This window comes from Chryseobacterium ginsenosidimutans (assembly GCF_039536845.1).
In the GTDB taxonomy this organism is placed as follows: domain Bacteria; phylum Bacteroidota; class Bacteroidia; order Flavobacteriales; family Weeksellaceae; genus Chryseobacterium; species Chryseobacterium ginsenosidimutans_B.
The window spans coordinates 120,805-144,166 of sequence record NZ_BAAAZJ010000011.1 but is presented as its reverse complement, the minus strand read 5'-3'; the positions used below and the strand labels follow the sequence as shown (position 1 = coordinate 144,166).

The 23,362-nt window shown below is 34.7% G+C and carries 25 protein-coding genes; 15 read left to right on the top strand and 10 right to left on the bottom strand.

Annotation, left to right across the window (positions count from 1 at the left end; translation table 11 throughout):
- Positions 1 to 41: 41 nt before the first annotated feature.
- The 5 genes from ABD745_RS16930 to ABD745_RS16910 are packed head-to-tail and all read left to right on the top strand — an operon-like array spanning position 42 to position 5,124.
- Entirely contained in the window at positions 42 to 1,328 is a 1,287-nt protein-coding gene (locus ABD745_RS16930) for a sigma-54 interaction domain-containing protein (RefSeq protein ID WP_344832765.1), read from the top strand.
- Between the two features lie 17 nt (positions 1,329 to 1,345).
- On the top strand, positions 1,346 to 2,035 hold the full coding sequence (locus ABD745_RS16925; protein WP_344832760.1) for a DUF2189 domain-containing protein: 690 nt from the start codon (positions 1,346 to 1,348) through the stop codon (positions 2,033 to 2,035).
- A complete protein-coding gene (locus ABD745_RS16920; RefSeq protein WP_344832756.1) occupies positions 2,025 to 2,576 on the top strand; it encodes an LptE family protein in 552 nt (183 codons plus the stop codon). Before ABD745_RS16925 ends, ABD745_RS16920 begins: the two co-directional genes overlap by 11 nt.
- A gap of 1 nt (position 2,577) precedes the next feature.
- Positions 2,578 to 4,920: a hypothetical protein gene (locus ABD745_RS16915; protein WP_344832752.1), complete on the top strand. Its 2,343-nt coding sequence runs from the start codon at positions 2,578 to 2,580 to the stop codon at positions 4,918 to 4,920.
- 12 nt (positions 4,921 to 4,932) lie between these two features.
- Complete coding sequence (locus ABD745_RS16910) at positions 4,933 to 5,124, top strand: hypothetical protein (RefSeq protein ID WP_344832750.1); 192 nt, start codon at positions 4,933 to 4,935, stop codon at positions 5,122 to 5,124.
- A gap of 32 nt (positions 5,125 to 5,156) precedes the next feature.
- On the opposite strand, the gene ABD745_RS16905 is transcribed toward ABD745_RS16910, so the two are convergent.
- From ABD745_RS16905 to ABD745_RS16890, 4 genes are all read right to left on the bottom strand, one after another.
- Complete coding sequence (locus tag ABD745_RS16905; RefSeq protein ID WP_344832747.1) at positions 5,157 to 5,765, bottom strand: DUF4126 domain-containing protein; 609 nt, start codon at positions 5,763 to 5,765, stop codon at positions 5,157 to 5,159.
- A 193-nt stretch (positions 5,766 to 5,958) separates the two neighbouring features.
- On the bottom strand, positions 5,959 to 6,333 hold the full coding sequence (gene rnpA / locus ABD745_RS16900; RefSeq protein WP_047399107.1) for a ribonuclease P protein component: 375 nt from the start codon (positions 6,331 to 6,333) through the stop codon (positions 5,959 to 5,961).
- Between the two features lie 156 nt (positions 6,334 to 6,489).
- The gene (locus ABD745_RS16895) at positions 6,490 to 7,215 is read right to left on the bottom strand and encodes a tRNA threonylcarbamoyladenosine dehydratase (protein ID WP_344832742.1); all 726 of its coding nucleotides are present in this window, start codon (positions 7,213 to 7,215) and stop codon (positions 6,490 to 6,492) included.
- Positions 7,208 to 7,834, bottom strand: coding sequence for a TatD family hydrolase (locus ABD745_RS16890; protein ID WP_344832737.1), 627 nt, complete (start codon positions 7,832 to 7,834; stop codon positions 7,208 to 7,210). The genes ABD745_RS16895 and ABD745_RS16890 overlap by 8 nt, the downstream gene beginning before the upstream one ends.
- 96 nt (positions 7,835 to 7,930) lie before the next feature.
- On the opposite strand from ABD745_RS16890, the gene ABD745_RS16885 reads away from it, so the two are divergent.
- The 10 genes from ABD745_RS16885 (at position 7,931) to ABD745_RS16840 (ending at position 17,933) form a co-directional block, all read left to right on the top strand.
- A complete protein-coding gene (locus ABD745_RS16885) occupies positions 7,931 to 8,560 on the top strand; it encodes a TetR/AcrR family transcriptional regulator (RefSeq protein WP_344832734.1) in 630 nt (209 codons plus the stop codon).
- Positions 8,561 to 8,663: 103 nt separating this feature from the next.
- The gene (locus tag ABD745_RS16880) at positions 8,664 to 9,659 is read left to right on the top strand and encodes an outer membrane protein assembly factor BamD (RefSeq protein WP_344832732.1); all 996 of its coding nucleotides are present in this window, start codon (positions 8,664 to 8,666) and stop codon (positions 9,657 to 9,659) included.
- Positions 9,660 to 9,700: 41 nt separating this feature from the next.
- Entirely contained in the window at positions 9,701 to 10,024 is a 324-nt protein-coding gene (locus ABD745_RS16875) for a DNA-directed RNA polymerase subunit omega (RefSeq protein WP_029298198.1), read from the top strand.
- A gap of 121 nt (positions 10,025 to 10,145) precedes the next feature.
- Complete coding sequence (gene coaBC / locus ABD745_RS16870; protein WP_344832729.1) at positions 10,146 to 11,348, top strand: bifunctional phosphopantothenoylcysteine decarboxylase/phosphopantothenate--cysteine ligase CoaBC; 1,203 nt, start codon at positions 10,146 to 10,148, stop codon at positions 11,346 to 11,348.
- A 36-nt stretch (positions 11,349 to 11,384) separates the two neighbouring features.
- Positions 11,385 to 12,293, top strand: a complete 909-nt coding sequence (porD, locus tag ABD745_RS16865) for a type IX secretion system protein PorD (protein WP_344832727.1) — start codon at positions 11,385 to 11,387, stop codon at positions 12,291 to 12,293.
- Between the two features lie 64 nt (positions 12,294 to 12,357).
- The gene (locus ABD745_RS16860; protein WP_344832724.1) at positions 12,358 to 14,007 is read left to right on the top strand and encodes a DNA repair protein RecN; all 1,650 of its coding nucleotides are present in this window, start codon (positions 12,358 to 12,360) and stop codon (positions 14,005 to 14,007) included.
- A gap of 48 nt (positions 14,008 to 14,055) precedes the next feature.
- Positions 14,056 to 15,522: a DUF5687 family protein gene (locus tag ABD745_RS16855; RefSeq protein ID WP_344832721.1), complete on the top strand. Its 1,467-nt coding sequence runs from the start codon at positions 14,056 to 14,058 to the stop codon at positions 15,520 to 15,522.
- Between the two features lie 4 nt (positions 15,523 to 15,526).
- Positions 15,527 to 16,249, top strand: a complete 723-nt coding sequence (locus tag ABD745_RS16850; protein ID WP_344832718.1) for an ABC transporter ATP-binding protein — start codon at positions 15,527 to 15,529, stop codon at positions 16,247 to 16,249.
- 21 nt (positions 16,250 to 16,270) lie between these two features.
- Positions 16,271 to 17,194, top strand: a complete 924-nt coding sequence (locus ABD745_RS16845) for a Dyp-type peroxidase (RefSeq protein ID WP_344834040.1) — start codon at positions 16,271 to 16,273, stop codon at positions 17,192 to 17,194.
- A 106-nt stretch (positions 17,195 to 17,300) separates the two neighbouring features.
- Positions 17,301 to 17,933 carry an NAD(P)H-dependent oxidoreductase gene (locus ABD745_RS16840; RefSeq protein ID WP_344832715.1) on the top strand — a complete coding sequence of 211 codons (633 nt, stop codon included), beginning with the start codon at positions 17,301 to 17,303 and terminating at the stop codon, positions 17,931 to 17,933.
- Between the two features lie 124 nt (positions 17,934 to 18,057).
- On the opposite strand, the gene hemE is transcribed toward ABD745_RS16840, so the two are convergent.
- The 6 genes from hemE to hemA are packed head-to-tail and all read right to left on the bottom strand — an operon-like array spanning position 18,058 to position 23,258.
- A complete protein-coding gene (hemE, locus tag ABD745_RS16835) occupies positions 18,058 to 19,095 on the bottom strand; it encodes a uroporphyrinogen decarboxylase (protein ID WP_344832712.1) in 1,038 nt (345 codons plus the stop codon).
- A gap of 38 nt (positions 19,096 to 19,133) precedes the next feature.
- Positions 19,134 to 19,820, bottom strand: a complete 687-nt coding sequence (locus tag ABD745_RS16830) for a uroporphyrinogen-III synthase (protein ID WP_344832709.1) — start codon at positions 19,818 to 19,820, stop codon at positions 19,134 to 19,136.
- Complete coding sequence (locus ABD745_RS16825) at positions 19,820 to 20,476, bottom strand: peptidoglycan recognition protein family protein (RefSeq protein WP_344832706.1); 657 nt, start codon at positions 20,474 to 20,476, stop codon at positions 19,820 to 19,822. The genes ABD745_RS16830 and ABD745_RS16825 overlap by 1 nt, the downstream gene beginning before the upstream one ends.
- A gap of 5 nt (positions 20,477 to 20,481) precedes the next feature.
- Positions 20,482 to 21,063, bottom strand: coding sequence for a DUF1287 domain-containing protein (locus ABD745_RS16820; protein ID WP_344832703.1), 582 nt, complete (start codon positions 21,061 to 21,063; stop codon positions 20,482 to 20,484).
- 22 nt (positions 21,064 to 21,085) lie between these two features.
- A complete protein-coding gene (gene hemC, locus ABD745_RS16815; RefSeq protein WP_344832701.1) occupies positions 21,086 to 21,997 on the bottom strand; it encodes a hydroxymethylbilane synthase in 912 nt (303 codons plus the stop codon).
- Positions 21,984 to 23,258 carry a glutamyl-tRNA reductase gene (gene hemA / locus ABD745_RS16810; protein WP_047399128.1) on the bottom strand — a complete coding sequence of 425 codons (1,275 nt, stop codon included), beginning with the start codon at positions 23,256 to 23,258 and terminating at the stop codon, positions 21,984 to 21,986. Before hemA ends, hemC begins: the two co-directional genes overlap by 14 nt.
- Positions 23,259 to 23,362: the final 104 nt, after the last annotated feature.

Below are 23,362 nucleotides of genomic sequence, written 5' to 3'. Positions count from 1 at the left end.
ATAAAAATTAAAGCTGTAGAAAAATAATCTAAAATTGACCTATGAGCAGCGAGCTACAAAATATAAAAAACCGTTTCGGAATTATTGGAAATTTTCCAGCCTTAAACCGAGCTTTAGAAAAATCGATTCAGGTTGCACCGACAGATATTTCAGTCCTTGTAATCGGAGAAAGTGGTGTTGGAAAAGAATTTATTCCGAAAATCATTCATTCAGAATCAAAAAGAAAACATCAACCGTACATTGTTGTAAACTGTGGTGCAATTCCGGAAGGAACGATCGATTCCGAGCTTTTCGGGCACGAAAAAGGAGCTTTTACAGGAGCAACAGCAACGAGAAAAGGATATTTTGAAGTCGCAGATGGCGGAACAATTTTCCTTGATGAGGTGGGTGAATTGCCTTTACAGACGCAGGTGCGTTTACTGAGAGTTCTGGAAAGCGGCGAATTCATGAAAGTAGGTTCTTCACAGGTTCAGAAAACAAATGTGAGAATCGTGGCGGCAACGAATGTAAATATGATGAAGGCTATTCATGACGGAAGATTCCGTGAAGATTTGTTTTATCGTCTGAATACGGTGCAGATTGATATGCCGGCTTTAAGAGAAAGAAAAGGGGATATTCATTTGTTGTTCAGAAAATTTGCGATTGATTTTGCCGAAAAATACAGAATGCCGGAACTGGAATTGGAACCAAGCGCAGTTCATTATATAGAAAACTATGCTTTTCCCGGAAATGTTCGTCAATTGAGAAATTTGGTTGAACAAATGACTGTTGTTGAGAGAAACAGACACGTTACCGTAGAAAAGTTAGCAGAATATATTCCCATGGAAACCCATCTTCCAATGGTGGTAAATACTCCAAATTCTCAAAAACAAAGCGATTTTGGCAGCGAAAGAGAAATCATGTACAAAATTCTCTTTGACATGCGAAACGATATTAATGATTTAAAATCCTTAACTTCGGAATTGATAAAGAATCGCGGGAATTCTGATTTGAGTAATCAGGAGAAAAATTTAATTAACAGAATTTATACTCCGGAACCTCAGCAGAATACAGCCCCGAGTTCTTTACTATATTTTGAAGATAATAGTAATCCGACGGTTCAGACTCCAACGATTATTTCAAGTCCGGAAGACAGCTATGAAGATTTTGAAGACATTGAAATTGAAGAAAACAGACCGGAATCTTTATCCCTTCAAAACAATGAAAAAGACCTGATTATCAAAGCGCTGGAAAAGCACAAAGGAAGAAGGAATAAAGCGGCAGACGAATTGGGAATTTCACAAAGAACATTGTACAGAAAAATAAAACAATATAACTTAGAAGAATAAACTAAAAAAATTAAATTATGATGAAAATTAACGCGAAACCGGTCAATTTTAAACTTGGTGAATATATCAGCAACGGGTACGAGTTTCTAAAAAGTAATTTCGGAAATCTATTTGGAGCATTTTTACTTACCATGTTGATGTCAATTATTCCTTTCTGTGGTTTGTTGGCTATCGGGAATTTTTACAAATATTGTAGAGATTTAAGAGCTGGAAAACAAGTAAGTGCAGGAGATATTTTCAATTTTGACGATTTTATGCCTTATTTCATCTTACAATTAATTTTAATCGGAGGGATTATGCTAATTTATATCCCGATGATTTTCGTGTTGCCATCTATGGCGGATAGAGATCCTTCTGCGGGACCGCCGGCGTTTTTCATGGTTTATATATTTGTTATTTATATTGCTATTTTAATCGTTTGCTTAAAAGGATTTTACATGCCTGCATTAATTTCTTTGGGAAGAGTTACAGACGTCAAAACAGCATGGAATATGTCTTTGATAATGGGAAAAGGTAATTTATTATCAATATTCTTATACTCACTTGTAATTGGGATTTTAGCACAATTGGGAATTATAGCTTGTTTTATTGGGCTTATTTTTACTTTACCATTACTGTATGTATCTCACTATTTTGCTTATGAAGATGCAATGCAGCAGATTACGCACGACGAAATACAAGAAATCGGAACTAAAAATGAATTTTAAAATTAAAAATATCAACATCAAACAGCCAAAATTTTGGCTTTTAATCCTATGTTTGGGAGTTTTGAACTCTTGTTACAGTTTTACAGGATCATCTCTTACAGATGAAAAAACGATACAGATCAACGAATTTCCAAACAATGCTGCTTTGGTGAACCCTACTTTGTCACAGCAGTTTTCAACAGATATTCAGAACCGTTTCTTGCAGAGAACAACTTTGAAAGGGACAAAAGAAAATCCTGATATTTTGGTAGAAGGTGAGATTACGGATTATTCTATAACACCTACAACGATTGGTTCTAATACGGTAACGAATCAGAATACGGGAGGTATTGTAAACGAATCTCAAAATAAACTGACAATCACGGTGAAGGTGCATTACGAAAATAAAATTCATCCGGATTCCAGTTTCGACAGATCATATTCTGACGAGGCTGTATTCAACAGTAATCTTTCACAATCTGAGATCGAAACTTCTCAGGTGAAAATTGCAACGGACAGAATTATAAACAAGATATTTAACGATATTGTAGCGAATTGGTAAGATGAATCATAGAGTTTTAGAATTATTAAAGACCCCAAAAAACATTCAATCAGAGGATATCGATCTTCTGAAAGAGGAAATTAATTCTTTTCCCTATATTCAGAATATCAGAGCTTTATACTTGTACGGAGTACATTTGTATGATAAAGAAAATTATCAGAAAGTGCTTTCTACAACAGCTGCTTATACAACGGATAAGAAGATTTTATACCAATTAATTAACGGTAAAATCCAACAGCGACCAAAACAGGAAATAAAGCCTGAAATTGTAAAGGAAAAGATTATTCCTGCAGAAAACCCGCTTTCACTTTTACAAAAATCAAAAATTTCAAGCTTTCCGATTAAAAGAGAAGAAGCTCCTATTGTTGAGGTTCAGCCGGAAATTTTGGAAGAACCCAAAGAGGAAAGTGTCGAGAAAAAAGAAAAGAAGTATATTCTTCCGGCTCCGAAAAAAGAAATTAAGCATCTTTTTGTGGATGGAGAGCGCAACAGAATCTTGTTTGAAGGTGAAGAAAATTTCCTTGATAATGAGAATATAGAAAGAATTGATCTTGAATCAACATTAGAATCCGGTTCTATCGTTACTCAAAAAAATGAGCAAAAAGATGAGTCGATTAATGTAGAAAAAAATATTCAGGAAGAAGAAATTTCACCTGAAAATAAAGATGCAGAAGTTGTTGAAGAAATTGAAGAATTCACTCCTGAAACAATTATTGAAGAAGAAAAGATCACTTCTGAATCTGAAAAAGAAGAAATTTTAAATGAATCAGAGACAAGTTTCCATGAAACGGAATCTTTGGATTCTCAAGTTGAAAATTCAGAAGATGAAGTTCAAGAAGAAGTCGTAGAATCTGAAGCTGTTGGTAATGAATATGAAAATCTAGATTTAAATAAAACTGAAGAAGCAGCAGAATTCACTCCTGAAACAATTATTGAAGAAGAAAAAATAACTTCTGAATCTGAAAAAGAAGAAATTCTAAACGAATCAGAGGTAAGTTTCCATGAAACGGAATCTTTGGATTCTCAAATTGAAAATTCAGAAACTGAAAATCAGGAAAGAGCTGAAACTGTTATTAATGAAACTGAAAATTCAGATTTAAATAAAATAAAAGAAACTGCAGAATTTACTCCTGAAAAAATCATTAATGAAGACAAGATTTCATCCGAAAAAGAAGAAAAAGCGGTTCAAAATGAAGCAGAATTAAGCTTTCACGGAATGGAATCCTTCTTACCGGGAGTGAAAATACAGTCGATTAATTCGGAAGAAGCAGTAACTGGAACACCTCAATTAAACATCAACAAACACGAAGATGAAATGCGTCGTTTGATCGAGGAGGTTGAGAAAAAAATGAAAGAAAAGGCTGTTTCAGAAAAAACTAAAGAAGAAGAGCCTGAAAATACGGGGCATGACATTAGTTTTGCAGAAACTCAAAGTTTTGAAGTAACGCCAGTTGAACCAGAAATAAAGGCAGGGATTAAGCAAGAAAAGCCCACTGAAGAATTTCAAATTAAAACAGTTGAAGAACCAAAAACAGAGATTCCTGAGCAAAAATCTGAAAAGATTACAGAAGAGCCAGCAGAAGTAAAATCTGCTTGGAAACCAATGTCTCTAGAATCAAATCTACCTGATTCATTACTTAATAAGCCTGTGGAAATTCCTCAGCCAAAAGTTGAGGCTAAAGCTCAGGAAATAGAAGTTTCTCAAGCAGAAACTCAAAAAGAAGAAGAGGTTTTAGATGAAATAAAAGACGTTCCTGAGTTAGCAGAAGAACAAATTGATGAACTTCAAATCGATGAAGAAACGCTAAAACCTGTCGAAGAAAATAAAGAAGATGTTCCTGTAATGAATGTTTCTTTCTTTGGATCAGATATTTTAAAATGGAATGTAGCAGAGTCGAAAAAAGAAGAGGAAAAAGTGGAAGTTAAGGAAGAGATTAAAGAAAATCCGGTTGAAAAAACAATTTCAAATCCTGTTAATAGTAATATTCCGGGATTTATCAATACATGGCAAAGCTGGCTGAAAATCGACAGAACTGAAGATGTTGAGGAAGTAGAAGAAGTTCAGAAGGAAAAAATTGAGTTAAAGAATAAAGTTATTGAAACCTTTATTGAAACCAATCCCAGAATCAGTCAGTTAAAAGATGAAGTTTCCTTTGTGGTGAAAGAGAAAAACGATGATATTTCACACTTAATGACAGAAACCTTGGCGAATCTTTATTTCGAACAGAAATTATATACAAAGGCTATTAAAGCATTCGAAATCCTGATCAGGAAAACTCCCGAAAAGAAAGAGTATTTCGAAGGTAGAATCCAGGAAATAAAAGACTTCAGAACTAAAGGGTAAAGCATAATAATTATGAACATATTGTCAATTTCAGCTTTTCAAATACTGTTTGCAGCCATTGCAATTATTGTCTTATATATTTCGGCAATTGCGGTTTTAGTTAAAACAAAATCAGGTATTTTACCTTATGCTGCATTAATTCTTTTTCCGATACTTGGTCCGTTGGGAATCGTTTTTGGAAACTTTACGAAGAAAATAAAATAAAAAACGGCGGAAATTTTTTCCGCCGTTTCTATTTAAGTATGATTGATCACATCTTTATTTTTTCTGAATTTCCGCCATATTTTTCGACCGAAGAAGATCATCAAAATGACAATACCAATGGCACAAATGGCGGCAATAAGAGGTGCGACCATTGCTAAAACCGCCATAATTCCTGCTCCGGCTGTTTCGGCTGTTCCGACCACAGAATTTCCCAATCCGCCGGTAGTTGCTGTGGAAGCCGCCCGAATTCCTGCAAATCCAGAACTTATCGTTGCTGCAGTTCCGCCACCTGCAATCAAAGCCAAAGCCCATTGCGGAAATGTTCCTAAATCAGCAAACTGACTCGCAAATAAAACAGAACCGGCAACCGTTGCCATCGGAACCGAAATAGTGTCGAGTAAATGGTCGACAAAAGGCAGATAATAGGCTAAAATTTCTACGATCGTTGCAATTCCTGTAGTGATGAGTGTAGGAAGCCCGGCAAGCCATTCAAAGTCATCATTCATGGGAATCCAATGAAGATATGATGCCAAACTCACGGCAAACATCGGGAGAAATACTCTGAAACCGGTTGCAGCAGCCAACCCGATACCAATAAAAGCACTCAGAACATAGGGTAAATAGGGAATATTTTCTAACATCTTAATTTTCAGATTTATTGTTTTGCTTAAAGTTACAAAAAATTATATTCCCAGAAATTCCATCAATTTCTTTAAAAAATATTTTCAAACATTTGTGCAAATCAGTGTAATCCGTGGGAGAAAATTAGTCAACAAACATTAACCACAGATGTTGCATCTTAATTTATAGGTTTTATGAATCGAAAAAAGAAAACTAAGGTTTTTTCTGAGCCTGACAAAATTTAATGAATTGTGTTTCCACATCTTGGAATTTTTGTGGCATTTCAGGAGAAGCCCAAAAAAGCATTGCCATTGTTTTGTCTCCAAAAGCTTCTTTAAATAAGTCTTTATTCAAACGATAACATTCGCGCAAAAGCCTTTTGATACGATTTCTGTGAACCGCTTTTTTGAAATGTTTTTTAGAAACTGCAACGGCGAATTTAGTGTTTTCAACCGGAGTTGCAGGCTTATTTTTAAGGATGATAATTCTCAAATTCCCACTTGTTCTCCATTTACCTTTTTCGAAAAGTAAAGAGATCTCTGTGTTTTTCTTGAGTTTTTCGGCTCTGGGATATTTGAAATTTGTCATTTACGGGCGTAAATATAAGATATATTTTGTTTGTTTGAGAGGCTTCGACAAGGTCGGCATGACACTTTGCAAATATAGTACTAAAATAAAAACGATTAGTATTAGAAATGTCATGCTGAATCCATCGAAATATCTTTAAATATTGTTGCAGGGTTTTTAATCCTTTTTCAGTAAATGATTGATAACTTCTGAAGCCGTATACAATCCGAAAATTGCTGGCATATAGCTTATTGTTCCGTAGAAAGATCTTTTATAATTGCTCCCGTCAGTCATTTTCAGGCTTTCTTCATCCTGAATATCATTGGCAAAAACACAACGAACACCTTTATCGATTTTCTCTTTTTTCAGCCTTTTTCTTACCTGTCTTGCAAGGTGGCAATGTTCAGTTTTACTGATGTCTCTTACCATCACTTTGCTTGGATCTGTTTTTCCGCCGGCTCCCATTGAACTTACGATTTTTATTCTCCTTCTTTTAGCGGCAATAATTAAACAAAGTTTTGGAGTTACACTGTCAATACAATCCAAAACATAATCGAATTTTGCAGAATCCAGAACTTCATCCATTCTTTCAGGGTTTAGAAACTCATTGATTTTGGTTAAATTAAGATCCGGATTAATATCTAAAAGTCTTTCGGCAACAACTTCTACTTTATGTTTTCCAACGGTAGAGCGTAAGGCGGGTAACTGTCTGTTAATGTTGGTGATATCAACAGTGTCTCCGTCTACGATGGTCATGCTTCCTACTCCGGCTCTTGCCAGAAATTCGGCTGCAAAAGAACCGACTCCACCCAAACCAACAACCAAAACAGTAGCTTTATTCAATTTTTCCAGCCCTTCTTCTTTTACCAGAAGTTGCGTTCTTTCCAACCAGTACTTATCCATTTTTTATAGTCTCTAAATTTTCTACAATTTGCTTATTTAAATTTTCCAGAGAAATTTCCTTTATTTCCGAAACTTTCCGATACAATTCTTCAATATTGAAATCTTCATTGTCCGTTTCTAAAAATATCTTGTCTAAAGGAGTAATTCTCAAAGTATTTTGCAAAGATAAATTATACAAAACCGCTTTTCCAAAACTCAGATAAAAATTATTTTTAAGCAAATCTTTTGCAATACTTTCTTTTTTATTAAAACCATGAATAATCATCGGCTGTTCCGTATGTTTTTTGAAAGAAATCACCTCGTAAAATTTTCTTACACAATGAACGATCACAGGTTTTTTTATATCATTAGCTAGTTTAATCTGTCTTAAAAAAACATCTTCCTGAATCTTCTGATCGGCTTCAGTAAAAGAATCTAAACCACATTCTCCGATTGCAAAACAGTTGTCCGTAATATTCGATTCCAGCCAATTGAATTGATCTTCAATATTATTAATATCAATATCTTTCGGATGGATCCCAATTGAATATGGTGAATCTGTCGGATTGTTTTCCAAATCAAGATTATAAATTCCATACGGGATGTTTTTTTTATGGTGATGAAAATCAAAAAATTCCATTTTCAAAAATACTATTAATTTATATTTAACGTAAATTTCTTAAACAAACGTTTATAAATCTGTTAAAAATTTCTTAACTTTACTCAAAGTCACTACATGAAGAAAAAATTTACAGAAAAACAAATCCACATTTTAGACATTGCCGAAGAGCTGATTGCAAAAAAAGGCTACGAAGGTACATCGGTGAGAGACATCTGTTCCAAGGCTAATATCAACGTCGCGATGATCTCTTATTATTTTGGTTCCAAAGAAAAAATGATGTCGTATCTGTATCAATACAGAGTTTTAAAAACCAGAGAAAATTTTTCAGAATTTGCTGATACCATTAAAGATGGTAAACCTGAAATGCAGTTGAAAGAAATTATTAAATATATTGTTGCCCAATTATTTAAATATAATTATTTCCACGGGTTTGTCACTCAGGAACTTCGCCACACAGAAAATTTAAAAGATGAACTGCTGGATTTTTATCAGCTATTTGTCAAAAAATTGGACGATGTTATTAAAAAAGGAGTGGCTTCCGGAGTTTTTACATTTACTCCAAAACCTGAAGATATTCTGACAACAATTATTGGTTCTACATTATTTGTAATCCGCAACAGAAATTTTTATGAATTGTATGTTCCTAACAAAAGTGAAGAAACGTATTCCAAAGAAGCGGAAAAAAAGGTAAGAATGAATCTTTTAATGAGCATTTTTGCAATTTTAGGATATGCTGCAGACTAAAATTACGTTAAATAATCATAAAAAAAAATCTATTGACAAAAAAGTTATATTTTTGCAAATTAGTAAATCGGCTGTGTAATCCGAAAACTGTTGAATTTTTTATATGAAAAAATATATTTTAGGTATTTTTGCTGTAGCAGTAGTAGCATCGTGCGTAAGTAAGCAGGAAAGGGCAATGAAAAGTGCAGATAAGAATCTCATTTTAAAAACTGCCAATGAAAATTTTGCTAAAAAGAAATGGAAAAATGCTTTGGCACTTTATGACAGGCTTCCGAATCTTGTTGCAGGAACAGATGATGCTCCGAATGTAGTTTTCAATTCTGCATATGCGAATTATTATGACAAAAATTTTAGATTAGCAGGAAATCAGTTTAAAAATTTTGCAATAAGTTTTCCGCAGGATAAAAGAAAAGAAGAGGCTTCATATATGTCTGCGTTATGTTATTACGAAGGATCTATGGATTATAACCTTGATCAGTCTACCACACAGTCCGCAATCAACGAGCTTCAGGATTTCCTGAATAATTATCCGAATTCGGAAAGATCTAAAAATATCAATACCTTAGTTGATGAATTGTCTTATAAACTAGAGTTTAAAGCTTATGAAAATGCGAGACAATATTTCAAGATGGGTGAGTACAAGGCTGCAAATACAGCTTTGGAAAACGTATTAGATGATTTCCCAAGTACGAAACTTCGTCCGCAGATCTATGATTATATCGTAAAATCCCGTTACGAATTGGCAACAAAGTCTGTTTACGATCTTAAAGATGAGCGTATTGAAAATGCTTTGGCATTTACAAGACAGGTCGAAAAAGAAATGCCAAATACTGACGTTGCAAAAACAGCTTTAGATATCAGACAAAAACTTGAAAAAGAAAAGAAAGATTTTGTTGTCGTTAAAAAAGATACGGAAGCAAGAATTGCAGTTTTAACTGAAAGACAGAAAAAGCAGGTTGCATTAGCCGCAGAAAAGAACAAAACGGAGCAGCAGGTGAAAGATCAGATCGATGCTGAGAAGAAAGCAGTGCAGATCCAGAGGGACAGTGCGGCAATTAATACACCTCCGCCGGCGGCGACTTTCAAGATTCAAAGATAATTCGTAAATTTGCGAACTTAAATAAAATTAATATTCTCAAAATGAGTGTAAAAGATACAAAAGCAGAAGTAAATACCATTACTTACGATAAGGATAAGATTGAAGACAAAGTAGGTTCAATCTACGAAGCGATTGTTATCATGGGGAAAAGAGCAGAGCAGATCAATGCAGAAATTCGTACAGAATTGCACAATAAGCTTGATGAATTCGCTGTTCACAATTCTACATTAGAAGAAGTTTTCGAAAACAGAGAACAAATTGAAATCTCTAAGCATTACGAAAAACTTCCAAAACCAACTTCTATTGCTATCGAAGAATGGTTAAACGGAGACGTATACTTCAGAAAAACTGAAGAAAGAAAATAAAAACCATTAGCGTTTTTTATATATGAGGGTCATAAAGGAAATCTTTTCTTTATGACCTTTGTTGTTTAAACGGTTTGTGAGAAAAAATAAGTAATTTAGTATTCTTAAAAATTAAAACTAAATGAGTCTTTCCGGGAAAAAAATTCTCATTGCGATTTCTGGAGGAATTGCAGCTTACAAAGTACATTTTCTGATCAGGGATTTTGTGAAAAAAGGAGCAGAAGTTCAGGTGATTATGACTCCTGATGCAGAACATTTTGTAACCAAACTGAGTATTTCTACTTTATCTAAAAAACCTGTGTATACAGAATTTTATAGTGACAACGGAACCTGGAACAGTCATGTGGAAATGGCTTTATGGGCAGATATAATGGTTGTTGCGCCTTGTACGGCGAATACTTTATCGAAAATGGTTCACGGGATGTGTGATAACCTGGTCATTGCGACTTATATGTCGGCGAAATGTCCTGTGTTCATTGCCCCCGCAATGGATTTGGATATGTATGTACATCCTTCCACTAAGAAAAACTTAGAACTGGCAGAAAGCTTCGGACACATTATCATTCCTGCCGAAAAAGGAGAGCTGGCAAGTGGATTGATCGGTCAGGGTAGAATGTCTGAACCGGAAACAATTACCAAAACAATTGAAGAATTTTTTAATTCAAATAATAAAAGAACATTAGAAGGGAAAACAGTTTTAATTACGGCCGGACCTACTTATGAAGCACTTGATCCCGTAAGATTTATTGGGAATCATTCTTCAGGAAAGATGGGGTTTTCTCTGGCGGAAGAGGCTTCAAAAAGAGGAGCGAAAGTTATTTTGATTTCCGGACCGAGTTCTCAGGTTATTGAAGATAAAAACGTTACTTTACATAAAGTGACTTCTGCAAAAGAAATGCTGGCAAAAGTTTTCGAATTTTATGATACAGTAGACATCGGAATTGCAAGTGCAGCCGTTGCAGATTACGCTCCGAAGGAAGTTGCCAAAGAAAAAATCAAAAAGAATGAGGATAATTTAACGATTGAATTGGTTAAAAATCCGGATATTCTTAAAACAATGGGCGAAAAGAAAACCCATCAGTTTTTAGTAGGTTTTGCTTTGGAAACTCAGAATGAGGAGGAAAATGCAAAAGGAAAATTAGCAAAGAAAAACCTTGATATGATTGTTTTAAACTCGCTTCGTGACGAAGGGGCTGGTTTTAAAAATGATACCAATAAAATAAAAATATTTACCAAAACTGAAAAAAAGGAATTCAACCTGAAATCTAAAGATGATGTCGCAAAAGATATCTTGGATTTCGTTGAGTCTCAACTTTTAAAATAATTTTAATAAATTTCCGTTCTCAATCTTTAATAGAAAATGAAAAAATTTTTAAGCATATTTTTACTTCTGTTTGTATTCAATCTAAGTTTTTCTCAGGAGTTATTAGCAACGGTTCAGGTGAATTCCCAGCAATTGGGAGGAAGTAACCAGTCTGCATATAAAGCATTGGAGAAAAGTCTCAGAGATTTTATCAACAATACAAGCTGGACAGGAAAAAGACTTCAGAATTTCGAAAAAATAAAATCGAATTTCGCAATTGTAATTGCAGCGAGAGAAGGAAACAGATTTACGGGAAGTATTGTCATTCAGGCAGTTCGTCCGGTTTTTAATACAACTTATGAATCTCCGCTGATCAATCTTCAGGATCAAAGATTTTCTTTTGATTATGTTGAAAATGAGAATCTTATATTTAATGAAAGACAGTTTTCCGGTAAAAACCTGATCGATGTGATTAGTTTTTATGTGTATGTAATTCTAGGGTATGATGCAGATAGTTTCCAGTCAATGGCGGGAACACAATGGTTTCAAAAGGCTCAACAGATTGCACAAAACGGGGAATCCCAGAATACTTACGACGGTTGGAAGCAGATCAACGAGCCAAGAAGCCGCTCAATTTTAATCAAAGAGATCATGAGTCCGAACTGGACACAGTTGCGTGCAACGATGTATTCGTATCATAGAGCGGGGTTGGATAATTTATTTAATCAGGATCAGACTGCGGCAAAAAAAGTTATTTTTGACGCCTTAATGCAGCTAAAGCAATACGAAAACTCTTTCCAGCAGGCATATTTCTTTAACCTTTTTATGGATGCCAAAGCGGATGAAATATTTAACATTTTTAATTCCGGAAATAATGGTGGAATTGTTTTAGGAGACTTAAAACAGGAAATGACGATCCTTTCTCCGAAAAACACGGATGCTAAATGGAGTAAGTGGAAACAGTAATGTTAACTTGAATTCTGAAATCTAAAGTTCTATATTTGCAATAGCTAAATAATCGCTATTATCAATGCTGTCGAGAATTTATATTAAAAACTTTGCCCTGATTGATACACTTGAAGTATCGCTGCACAATGGTTTACAAGTAATCACTGGGGAAACCGGTGCGGGAAAATCTATTATTTTGGGTGCTTTGCGACTGATCTTGGGCGAAAGAGCAGATGTAAAATCTATTTCGAAAGCAGAAGAAAAAAGTATTGTAGAAACAGAGTTTTCTTTAAATAATCAGTTCAAAAAATTCTTTATCGAAAATGATCTTGATTACGAACATCAGACGATCATTCGCAGGGAAATTTTACCTTCCGGAAAATCGAGGGCGTTTATCAATGACGTACCGGTGACTTTGGATATTTTGAAAGAACTATCTTCAAAATTAATTGATATTCATTCTCAGTTCGAAACTTCCAATCTTTTTACTTCGGAATATCAGTTTAAAATTATTGACGGACTTTCTGAGAATAAAAAACTTATTGAAGATTATCAAAATGAGTTTTCAGATTTCCAGAGTTTAAAAATTCAGCTTAAAAAACTTCAGACTCAGCTTTCAGAAAGTAAAAAAGAGGGTGATTACAAAGAATTCTTACTGAATGAGCTGGAAGAGCTGAAACTGGATGATGTCAATTATGAAGAACTGCAAAATCAGCTTTCTGTTCAGGAAAATGCTGAAATGATTTCTGAGAATCTTGCACAGGTTTTGTCGAGATTTCATCAGGAGGAAATCGGGATTTTGTCTTTTTTTAATGAAGCTAAAAATAAATTGTCAAAAATCGCAGAAGTTTCAAACGGCTTTTCAGAACTTGATGAAAGGTTGGAAACTTCTTTTGTGGAAATAAAAGACATTATTTCAGAGCTTGAAAATGAAGCCGAAAAAATTGAAATTAATCCTGAAAATTTAGCATTATTAATTGAATTAAATAACAGAATCAATAATCTGTTTGTTAAGCATAACGTTTCTGATATTAATGAATTAAAAGAAATCAGGGATCAATTATCTGGCGATCAGAAGGGCGCTTCCGAACTGGAAGAAAAAATTGCTGAAATTGAAGAAAAAATTTCTAAAAAAGAAAAAACACTTCAGTCTCTTGCTGAAAAACTTTCAAAAAACAGAAAGAAAAGCATTCCTATTTTTATTAAAAAGGCGGAAGAATTACTTAAAAAATTAGGGTTAGAAAAAGCCAAAGTTGATATTGAATTACAGGATTCTGCAGATTTCAATCCATTCGGAAAAGAAAATATTCAGCTTTTATTTCAGGCAAATTCGGGTTTTCCTTTGAAACCAATTCAGACCGCTATTTCCGGTGGTGAAAGATCCAGAGTGATGTTGGCGGTAAAGAAAATTATTGCTGAAAGTGACGAACTTCCGACATTAATTTTAGACGAAATCGATACCGGAGTTTCAGGAAAAGTTGCCGAAGAAATCGGAAATCTGATGCGCGAAATGTCAACAGATATGCAGCTTATTGTAATTTCTCACTTAGCACAGGTTGCCGCAAAAGGAAACAATAATTATAAGGTTGTAAAGCAGGATGTAGCCGGAAGAACTCAGTCAACCATTGTTGCTTTAAGTGATGAAGAAAAACTCAACGAAATTGCACAATTGCTTTCGGGAAGTAAGATTACGGATGCGGCTATGGCGCAGGCAAAAGAATTGATAGGATAAAACTGTAACATATTTTGCATTATATTTACTAATGTAAAAAAGTAAACTATGTTTTTAAAATTCCTGAGATTAGAGTTCAAAAGTTTTTTTCGTGGCAGTTCTTTGGGGATTAATCTTGCGATGAAGATTCTCCGTTTTATCGGTATTCTTTATTTTATGCTTTGTTTGGCAGGAGGTGCATTTGCTGCATTTTACTACGTTCAGGAAGAAATGCACCAGGATCCTTTAAAAATTGTTTCTAAATTCTTAATTGCAGTTTGGGCGATTGATTTGATCCTCAAATATATGTGGCAGGAAATGCCGACTCAGAATATCAAACCTTTTCTTACCTTAAACATTCCTAAAAAAACGTTGGTCAATTATATGCTGAGTAAGACTTTTCTGTCGGCTTTCAGTTGGCTGAATTCTATATTTTTCATTACATTTTCCGGAATTGCACTATTCAACGGATATGGTTTTATCAATATTTTAAGTTGGTTTATTGGGGTTTCCTTGTTGTTTTATCTTAATAATTTTATTAATATACTTTTTAACGATAAAGAAACAGTTGCGATTGTTGTCGGATGTGTTTTTGCAGCAGTTGCAGGGTTAACGTATTACAATATTTTACCAATACTATCATATTCGGAAGCATTCTTCTATGGTTTCTTTGAAAAACCTTACTTGGCTTTAATTTCAATTGTTTTATTTTCAGGCTTATGGTGGATCTGTTTTAAACATATTCATAAGGTGTTTTATCTTGATGAAGGTCTGGAAGCGAAAAAAACAGTCGGAAAGACCGAAAATATCGCTTTCTTAAATAAATACGGAGCCATCGGAACGTTCATCAACAATGATATTAAAATGCTGAGAAGAAATAAAGTGACCAAAGGCATTTTACTGGGAAGCTTCATGTTTCTTTTTTACGGGATGCTGATGTTTACTTCGTCGATCTATAAAACACCGGCAATGATCATGTTTATGGGATTGTTTGTGACAGGAGGATTTCAGTTTATGTTTGGGCAAAGGGTTCCGGCTTTCGACAGTTCTTATTATCCTTTAATGATGACACTGAATGTTCCATACAAAGAATATCTAAAGGCAAAATGGTGGCTGATGAATATTGTGACAGCGGCTTCCATGATTATAGCGGCTTGCTATGCCTATTTCGGATGGGAAATGTATGTGACTTTCTTGGCGGCAGGAATTTATAATATCGGGGTTAATTCGCAATTCACGCTTTGGTCGGGAGCTTTCAATAAGACGCAGATTGATCTTAATGCAAAGGAAAAAAGATTCGGACAGAAAAATAGCTTTAATATGAAATCATTACTGTTATTAATTCCGAAAATGTTTTTACCAATGGTAGTTTTTGCGACGATGCAGTATTCTTTCGGGATTACGGCAGGAGTGATAAGCATAGCGATTTTAGGGCTGATCGGGTTTTTATTAAGAGAAAAGATCTTCGACATCATCGTAAAGCATTACAAAGTAGAAAAATATAGTACATTAGAAGCATTCAAAAACAAAGATTAATAATATGATCACGATTAATAATTTATCAAAAACATACGGACAGGCAACCGTTTTAAATATAGAAAATCTTGAAATTCCCAACGGTGAAACTTTTGGTCTTGTCGGAAACAACGGGGCCGGAAAAACAACACTTTTTAGCTTAATGCTGGATTTGATTCAGGCGACAACAGGATTTGTAAGCATCGATGGAATTAAAGTAAACGAATCTGAAGCCTGGAAAAACAAAGTTTCTGCCTTTGTAGACGATTCTTTTTTAATTGGATACCTTACTCCTGAAGAATATTTTTATTTCATCGGAGAATTAAGAGGGCAGAACAAAGCTTCTGTTGACGAGTTTTTGAAACAGTTTCACGACCTTTTTAACGGAGAAATTTTAAACTCCGGAAAATACGTTCGTGATTTATCAAAAGGAAATCAGAAAAAAGTAGGAATTATCGGTGCCATTATCGGAAATCCTGAAATCATTATTCTGGACGAACCTTTTGCAAATCTGGATCCTTCCACACAGATTAAACTGAAAAATTTAATCAAAGAATTATCAAAACAAGACGGAGTGACTTTTCTTATTTCGAGTCACGATCTTTCGCATACGACGGAAGTTTGTAACAGAATTGTGGTGGTAAATAAAGGACAGTTGGTAAAGGATATTCAGACAAATCCTGAAACATTGAAAGATTTGGAACAATATTTCGCCGATCAGGTTTCGCAACCGATTGAAGCAGTTTAACTCAAATTAAAATTAATAATGATGAATATTGAATCTCAAAATGTGACCGACTATCCAAACAGCAATACGATTTTCATGGTTTGGAGATTGGTCGGCGATCCGAAACTGAAAGAAACTTTCCAACAATTGTGTGCCTTGGTTTTGAATCTTAATAATTCCGTTTTCAACAGATTCCCAGACAGCAGAGCGAGTTGCGTGATGGGAATCGGTTACAATGCGTGGAATATTTTAAATCTTCCAACTCCGCTTCCGAAAGAATTGGTGAATTTTGAAGAAATAAAAGGAGAAAAACATACCGCAGTTTCCACACCTGGAGATTTGCATTTTCATTTGAGAGCAGATGATAAAAGCATTATTTTTGATATGGCGATTGAGATCTCAAAATTATTAACGCCAGTTGGAGAAGGAATTCTGGAGATTCATGGGTTTAAATATTGGGATGATCGCTCAATTCTCGGTTTTGTAGACGGAACGGAAAATCCGCACAATGAAGACAGAGATTTTTTCGCTAAAATCGGCGATGAAGATTTGCAATATAAAGGTGGAAGCTATCTTTTTACTCAAAAATATCTTCACAATATGAACGCGTGGAGAAGTCTTTCCACAGAAGATCAGGAAAAAGTTATCGGAAGATCGAAAGAAAATGATATCGAAATGTCGGATGATGTGAAACCTGCAAATTCGCACATCGCCTTAGCCAATATCGGTGATGATTTAAAAATTGTAAGAGATAATATGCCATTCGGAAATCCTTCTATGGGCGAATTCGGGACTTACTTTATTTCTTACGCCAATAGCTTTTCTACCACTAAAAAAATGCTGACCAATATGTTTGTCGGCGATCCTGTAGGAAATTATGATAGAATTCTGGATTTCAGTACAGCCGTTACAGGAACGCTTTTCTTTGTCCCTACGAGAAATATGCTGGATGATTTTTCGGGATAAGCGTTTTTAATCATCAATAATAGATATTAACGATACGTCAAATTTGAAAATCTGTGATTACTATTTGGAGAACATCTGCTAATTTTGTTCGGTCAAAATTTAATCTATGGAATTAATTGAAAAATTGAACTGGAGATTTGCTACCAAAGCAATGAACGGTCAAAAAGTACCACAGGAAAAAGTGGATAAAATATTAGAAGCGGCAAGATTAGCACCAACTTCAAGCGGTCTTCAGCCTTTCGAAATCATCGTCATCACAAATCAGGAAATCAAGGAACAAATCAAACCTCACGCTTGGAATCAGCCGCAGGTTACAGATTGTTCGCACCTTTTGGTTTTTGCAGCTTGGGATAACTATACGGAAGAAAGAATCAACAATATGTTTGATCTGACGAATGAAATCAGAGGTTTCAAAAACGAAGGCTGGGAAAATTACAGACAAATGTTATTAAGTACTTATCCTCAGAGATCAGCGGAAGAAAATGCTATACATGCGGCAAAACAGGCTTATATTTCTTTCGGGGCAGCAATTATTGCGGCGGCATTCGAAGAAGTGGATTCGACGCCAATGGAAGGTTTTGTTCCGGAGGAAGTTGATAAGATTTTAAATTTAAAAGAAAAAGGTCTGAAAAGTGTTTTATTGTTGCCAATCGGTTACAGAGACTCTTCGAACGACTGGTTGGTAAACCTTACGAAAGTAAGAAAGCCGAAAGAGGATTTTATTACTGAAGTCAACTAGTTATTAATTATTTTACTCATAGAAACAGCCTTTCAGAATTTGAAAGGCTGTTTTATTTTATAAATCAAATCTTATAGGTTTTAAAAACCTATAAGGCTTCTTTAAGATTTATTAAAACCGATAATTAGAACTGAGTACTCGGTTTCCAATCTACCACGGCTCTGATAAAGGCTTCCGCATTTTCCAAAGGAATATTTGGTAAAATCCCATGTCCTAAGTTCGCGATATATCGGTCTTTTCCGAAACGGTTAATCATTTCAGTCACCATTTTTTTAATTGTTTCAGGCGTAGAATGTAATCTCGCAGGATCGAAGTTGCCTTGAAGCGTCATGGTGTGATTCGTCAATGTTCTTGCAAATTCCGGCTTAATCGTCCAGTCAACGCCTAAGGCTGAAACCGGAGACTGTACCATATCTTCCAACGCAAACCAACATCCTTTTCCGAAAACGACAACATGCGTCAACGGACTTAAAGCTTCAACAATTTGATTAATATATTTCCATGAGAATTCCTGATAATCTGCAGGCGAAAGCATTCCGCCCCAGGAATCGAAAACCTGAACCGCAGAAACCCCTTTTTCAACTTTTCTCTTCAAATAAGCAATCGTTGTATCTGTAATTTTCTGAAGTAGTAAATGAGCTGCTTCCGGTTGTTGGAAACAGAAAGATTTAGCAATATCAAAAGCCTTGCTTCCTTTTCCTTCCACGCAATAGCAAAGAATCGTCCAAGGCGAACCCGCAAAACCGATCAATGGAATTTCGTTGTCCAATTTTAATAAAGTCAGTTCAATCGCATCAAAAACGTATCCCAACGTATCATTTACATCCGGAACGATCACATTCTGCACATCTTCCATCGTTCTGATCGGATTGTCTAACCAAGGACCAACATTCTCCTTCATTTTAAAATCAATTCCCATTGCCTGTGGAACTACCAAAATATCTGAAAATAAAATCGCTGCATCCAAAGGATATCTTCTGATAGGCTGTACAGTGATTTCAGAAGCCAATTCCGGAGTCTGACATCTTGTGAAGAAATCATATTTGTCACGTAGCGCAATGAATTCCGGCAAATATCTTCCGGCCTGTCTCATCATCCAAACTGGCGGTCTTTCTACGGTTTCTCCGCGAAGTGCTTTTAAATATAGGTCGTTCTTAATCATAATTTTTAGTTGATAGTTGTTGGTTTTTAGTTGATGGTTTAAGGATTATCATCCTTTACGATATCTCTAATTACTGACAACAGGTTTGCTAAAGTATTTTTTTTACTTGTAAAAATATCAGATTTTGTATATTTTCTTATCTCATTTGATGTAGTTTCGCCGATCGAAAAAAGCATCATATCCTGAAAAGAATTTTGCTTTGCAAAACTACGAACTCCGCTCGGACTAAAAAATACGGCAGCATGATATTTTTCAGTTATCACAGGATTGATTTCCGAAGTGCTGTAAACCGTAATTTTTTCATACTTAATATTTTGTAACGGAAGTTCATTGTCAAGAACGCTGATGGCTAAATTTCCGCAAAAGTGTAGAAATTTTTCATGCTGGCAATGATTGGTGATGAATTTTGAAAGGGTTTCAGCATTTTTTAATACTTTAAAAGTTCCGAAACCATTTTTTCTTAATTCACGTTTTGTTTTTTCGCCGACGCAATAGATTTTGTTATAATTTTTTGCGGTAAAATCTTCATTAGGCTTAAAACCGTTTTTAAAAAAAGAAGTCACTCCATTCACGCTTGTAAAAATCAAGGAATAATTTTTCAGGTCAAATGGATGCATTGTTATAGAATTTATTTTTATTACCTCAACACAATCAACCAAAATATCCTCTCCTAATTCTTTGGATATAATCTTTGGATCTATGTTTTTGGTAAATAAAATCTTCATTAAGGTTTATCTTTTAAATGTAAATCGGCAACCTGAATTCTCACTTTGCTCATGAAATCCTTTCCGGGATCTTCTTTTCCTGTGAAATAATTCGGATCAGATTCCTTCCAAAGCTTAGAATTTCTGAAAACTCCATATTCCGAGTGACCGATGAGATATTCTATTTTATATTTCTGGGTTAAATATCTTACCAATTGCGCGTTGGCTGCAACTTGTTTTTCGGTAAGCAGTTCTTTTTTGCTGCCGATATTTTCAATTCCGATCGCACAATAATTCAATCCGATTGTGTGTCTTGCAAATTGAGTAGGCTCCATTAATTGATAAATCGTTCCGTCTCTGTCTATGATAAACTGTGAAGAAACATTTAATGTACTTTGCTTTTTTAAGGTGTTTCTTGCGCTTTCAAGATTTGTTTTATTAAAATATTTAAAATTACTTTCTACATTTCCGCCCGCAGTGTAATGCAGAACAATCATTTTTGGAACAATCGTTGGAGTTTTTTGAACTAAACCATGATGTTCTTTTAAATATTCTAGACTTAAACGAATTCTTTCCTCAGAAAAACTGATAGGTTTATTAATAATTTTCGGTTCGTTTTTCTGTCCTGCCACAAAACCTATCATTAATACAAACAAAAAGCAAATAATATTCTTCATACGCTTTACTTTTGATATTGATAATGTCCTGTAATGGTAAATTTGAACAGACAATCTTCGATAACCTGTCCTCCTCCTATATTATGTACAATTAAATATCTTTTTCCGTCTGAAGATTTTTTGTTGACAACGATTCCGATGTGTGTTAAATTTCCGGGAAGAAGCCAGGTGACAATGTCTCCGGGAGCATACAATTCCGGTTTAGTATCAATCGATTTGGATTTTCCGAATTTTGCAAAGAAAACCCTAAGGTTTGGAACTCTGCGATGATCAATATTTGTATCAGGCTTTTTTAATCCCCAGGTTTTCGGATATTTTGAAAAATTTTTCGCCATATCTTCATGTACTTCTTTCTGAAGATCAATTCCTAATTTTCTGTATGCTCTTATCACAACATCGGTACAAACGCCTTTGTCTGAAGGAACATCTCCGTTTGGATATTTTAATGTAAAATAAGCAGGATCGTAAGTTACTTTGTCTTTTGTCAGACTTAAAGCAGCATCAGATAATTTTTGAGCAAACTGATTTTGTGCTTTTGACGTAAAAACACAAAATATAATGATAAGGATGGATAAATACTTTTTCATTGCCCTGAAATTTAGAATCAAATTAGATTTGGCTCTTAATTTCCGCCATCAATTCTTTTCCGCCGTTTTCCAGAACAATTTTTGCGAATTTTTTTCCAAAGTTTTCTTCTTTATTATATACAAAACTTTCATCGGTAGCGATACAGTTTTTACCGTCTAATGAACAAAGAGCAGCTTTGAAACGGATCTGATCTTCAAAAATCTCAGCAAAAGCACCGATTGGTGCTGTACAGCCGCCTTCTAATGTATTCAGGAAATTTCTTTCCATTTCTACACAGATCTGCGTTTTTGTATGATTGGTAAGTTGTTTTAAAATTTCGTTGATCTCAGTTTTTTCGGAATGTCCGGCAATGGCAATTACGCCTTGCGACGGAGCTGGAATTAAAAATGGCAGCATTTCATAATCAATGTCCATTTTCATTCTTTTGATTCCGGCTAAAGATAGAATAGTGGCATCAAAATCACCTTCTTCCAGTTTTTGGAGACGGGTTTGAATATTTCCACGAATATCAGAGAATTCAGCATGAGGGAAATTCTTCAGCCAAAATGCTCTTCTTCTCAAACTGCTTGTTGCCAGTTTCAGTTCGTGAAGTTCTTTATTTTTTGCAGATTCTTTTCGGATCAGAACATCTTGTGGAAAATCTCTTTCCATATAAGAAATGATCTCAAGATTTTCCGGAAGTTTTGTCGGAACATCTTTTAAAGAATGCACCGCAATGTCGATCTCGTCATTTAATAATGCAACATCAAGATCTCTTGTGAAAACTCCTGTGATTCCTAAAGAATAAAGGGGTTGAGTAAGGTTTTTATCGCCTGAAGAAACGATAGGAACTATTTCCGTTAAATAATTGTTGTTTTGAAGATGCCTCGCAACTTCTCTCGCCTGCCAAAGTGCCAATGCAGAATTTCTGGTTCCGATTCTAATGCTTTTCATTGAATTCGTTGTTTGGTTGTTCAACTAATATTTCGTGCATTAATTTACTAATTTCTTCGGCTTTTAAAGGATTATCAATGATATATTTTGCAAAACGGTTGGTAATTTTCTGAATCATTTTATCGGAAAGTTCCATGTCCGTGATGTTTATGTACTTGTTTTTTTTGTAAAAATTGTGCATTTCATTACGTTCCATATTCTTTAAAACTGCTTTGAAATGGTGAATATTTGGAGCTAATTTTCTCTTTTTTTCCCATTCAAGGAAGTCTTTTGTCATTTCCTTGATGATTTTTTCAGCCTTCGGAATTTCCTTTTCTCTCTGCTGAATGGTTTCCTGAATCTGTTTTGAAAGTTCATCAACATCGATCAGTGTCACATTTTCATTTTCCGTAACATTTTTTTCAACGTTATGAGGAATCGAAAGGTCGATAACCAGGGTTTCCTTTCCGTTCGGAAAATGAGATTTGTTGACAATCGGGTGTTTTGCTCCGGTCGCCACGATCAAGATATCAGTATTGCTTAATTCCTTATCAAAATCAGAATAATCGATATGAGGAATATTATATTTTTCAGAAATTTTTGCTGCCGTTTCCTGAGTTCGATTGGCAATTTTAATTTTTGGCTGAAAAACATGTTTTACCAAATTCTCAACAGTATTTTGTCCGATTTCACCAACGCCCAGCAAAAGAATATTTTTTTCGGCAATTCTTTTTTGATTGTTTAAAATATAATGAACTGCAGCATAAGAAACAGAAGCTGCTCCGTTGGAAATTCCCGTCTCGTTTTTAATTCTTTTTGAAATCTGGATTGCAGAATTAATTGATCTCTCCAGATAAGGATTAGAATTCTGTCTTTCTTTTTTGAAACGTGCGTATGCTTTTTTTATCTGACCGATAATTTCAAAATCTCCGATAATCTGGCTTTCCAAACCTGCTGCGACTCTGAAAAGATGTATTAAAGCTTCTTCCTTTGTCAAAATATTGGCAAACTGAAGAAAATCCATCAGATTTACTCCAATTGTTTTGCAGTATTCTTCGGCAACTAAAAGATAATTGGGAGAGGTCGTGTAGATTTCGGTTCTGTTACAGGTAGAAACCACGAATGCATCCCCTAAATCTTCATCATGAATTCGGGTAACAAAGTTTTTGATATTTTCATCAAAAAATGCAAATTTACCCCTCGTTTCTACATCAGCTTTTTCAAAGCTTACAGAAAGTACGGCAAAATTCGACGTTTGATGTATGTTGGAATACTGTAACATAAGCGGGGCAAATTTACGTTTTTTTTGCTGAATCGGTTTCTGATAATGTATATGATAATTATCGTAAAAAACTATTTTGGGTTTGTTCTAAATAAGAGGTGAGC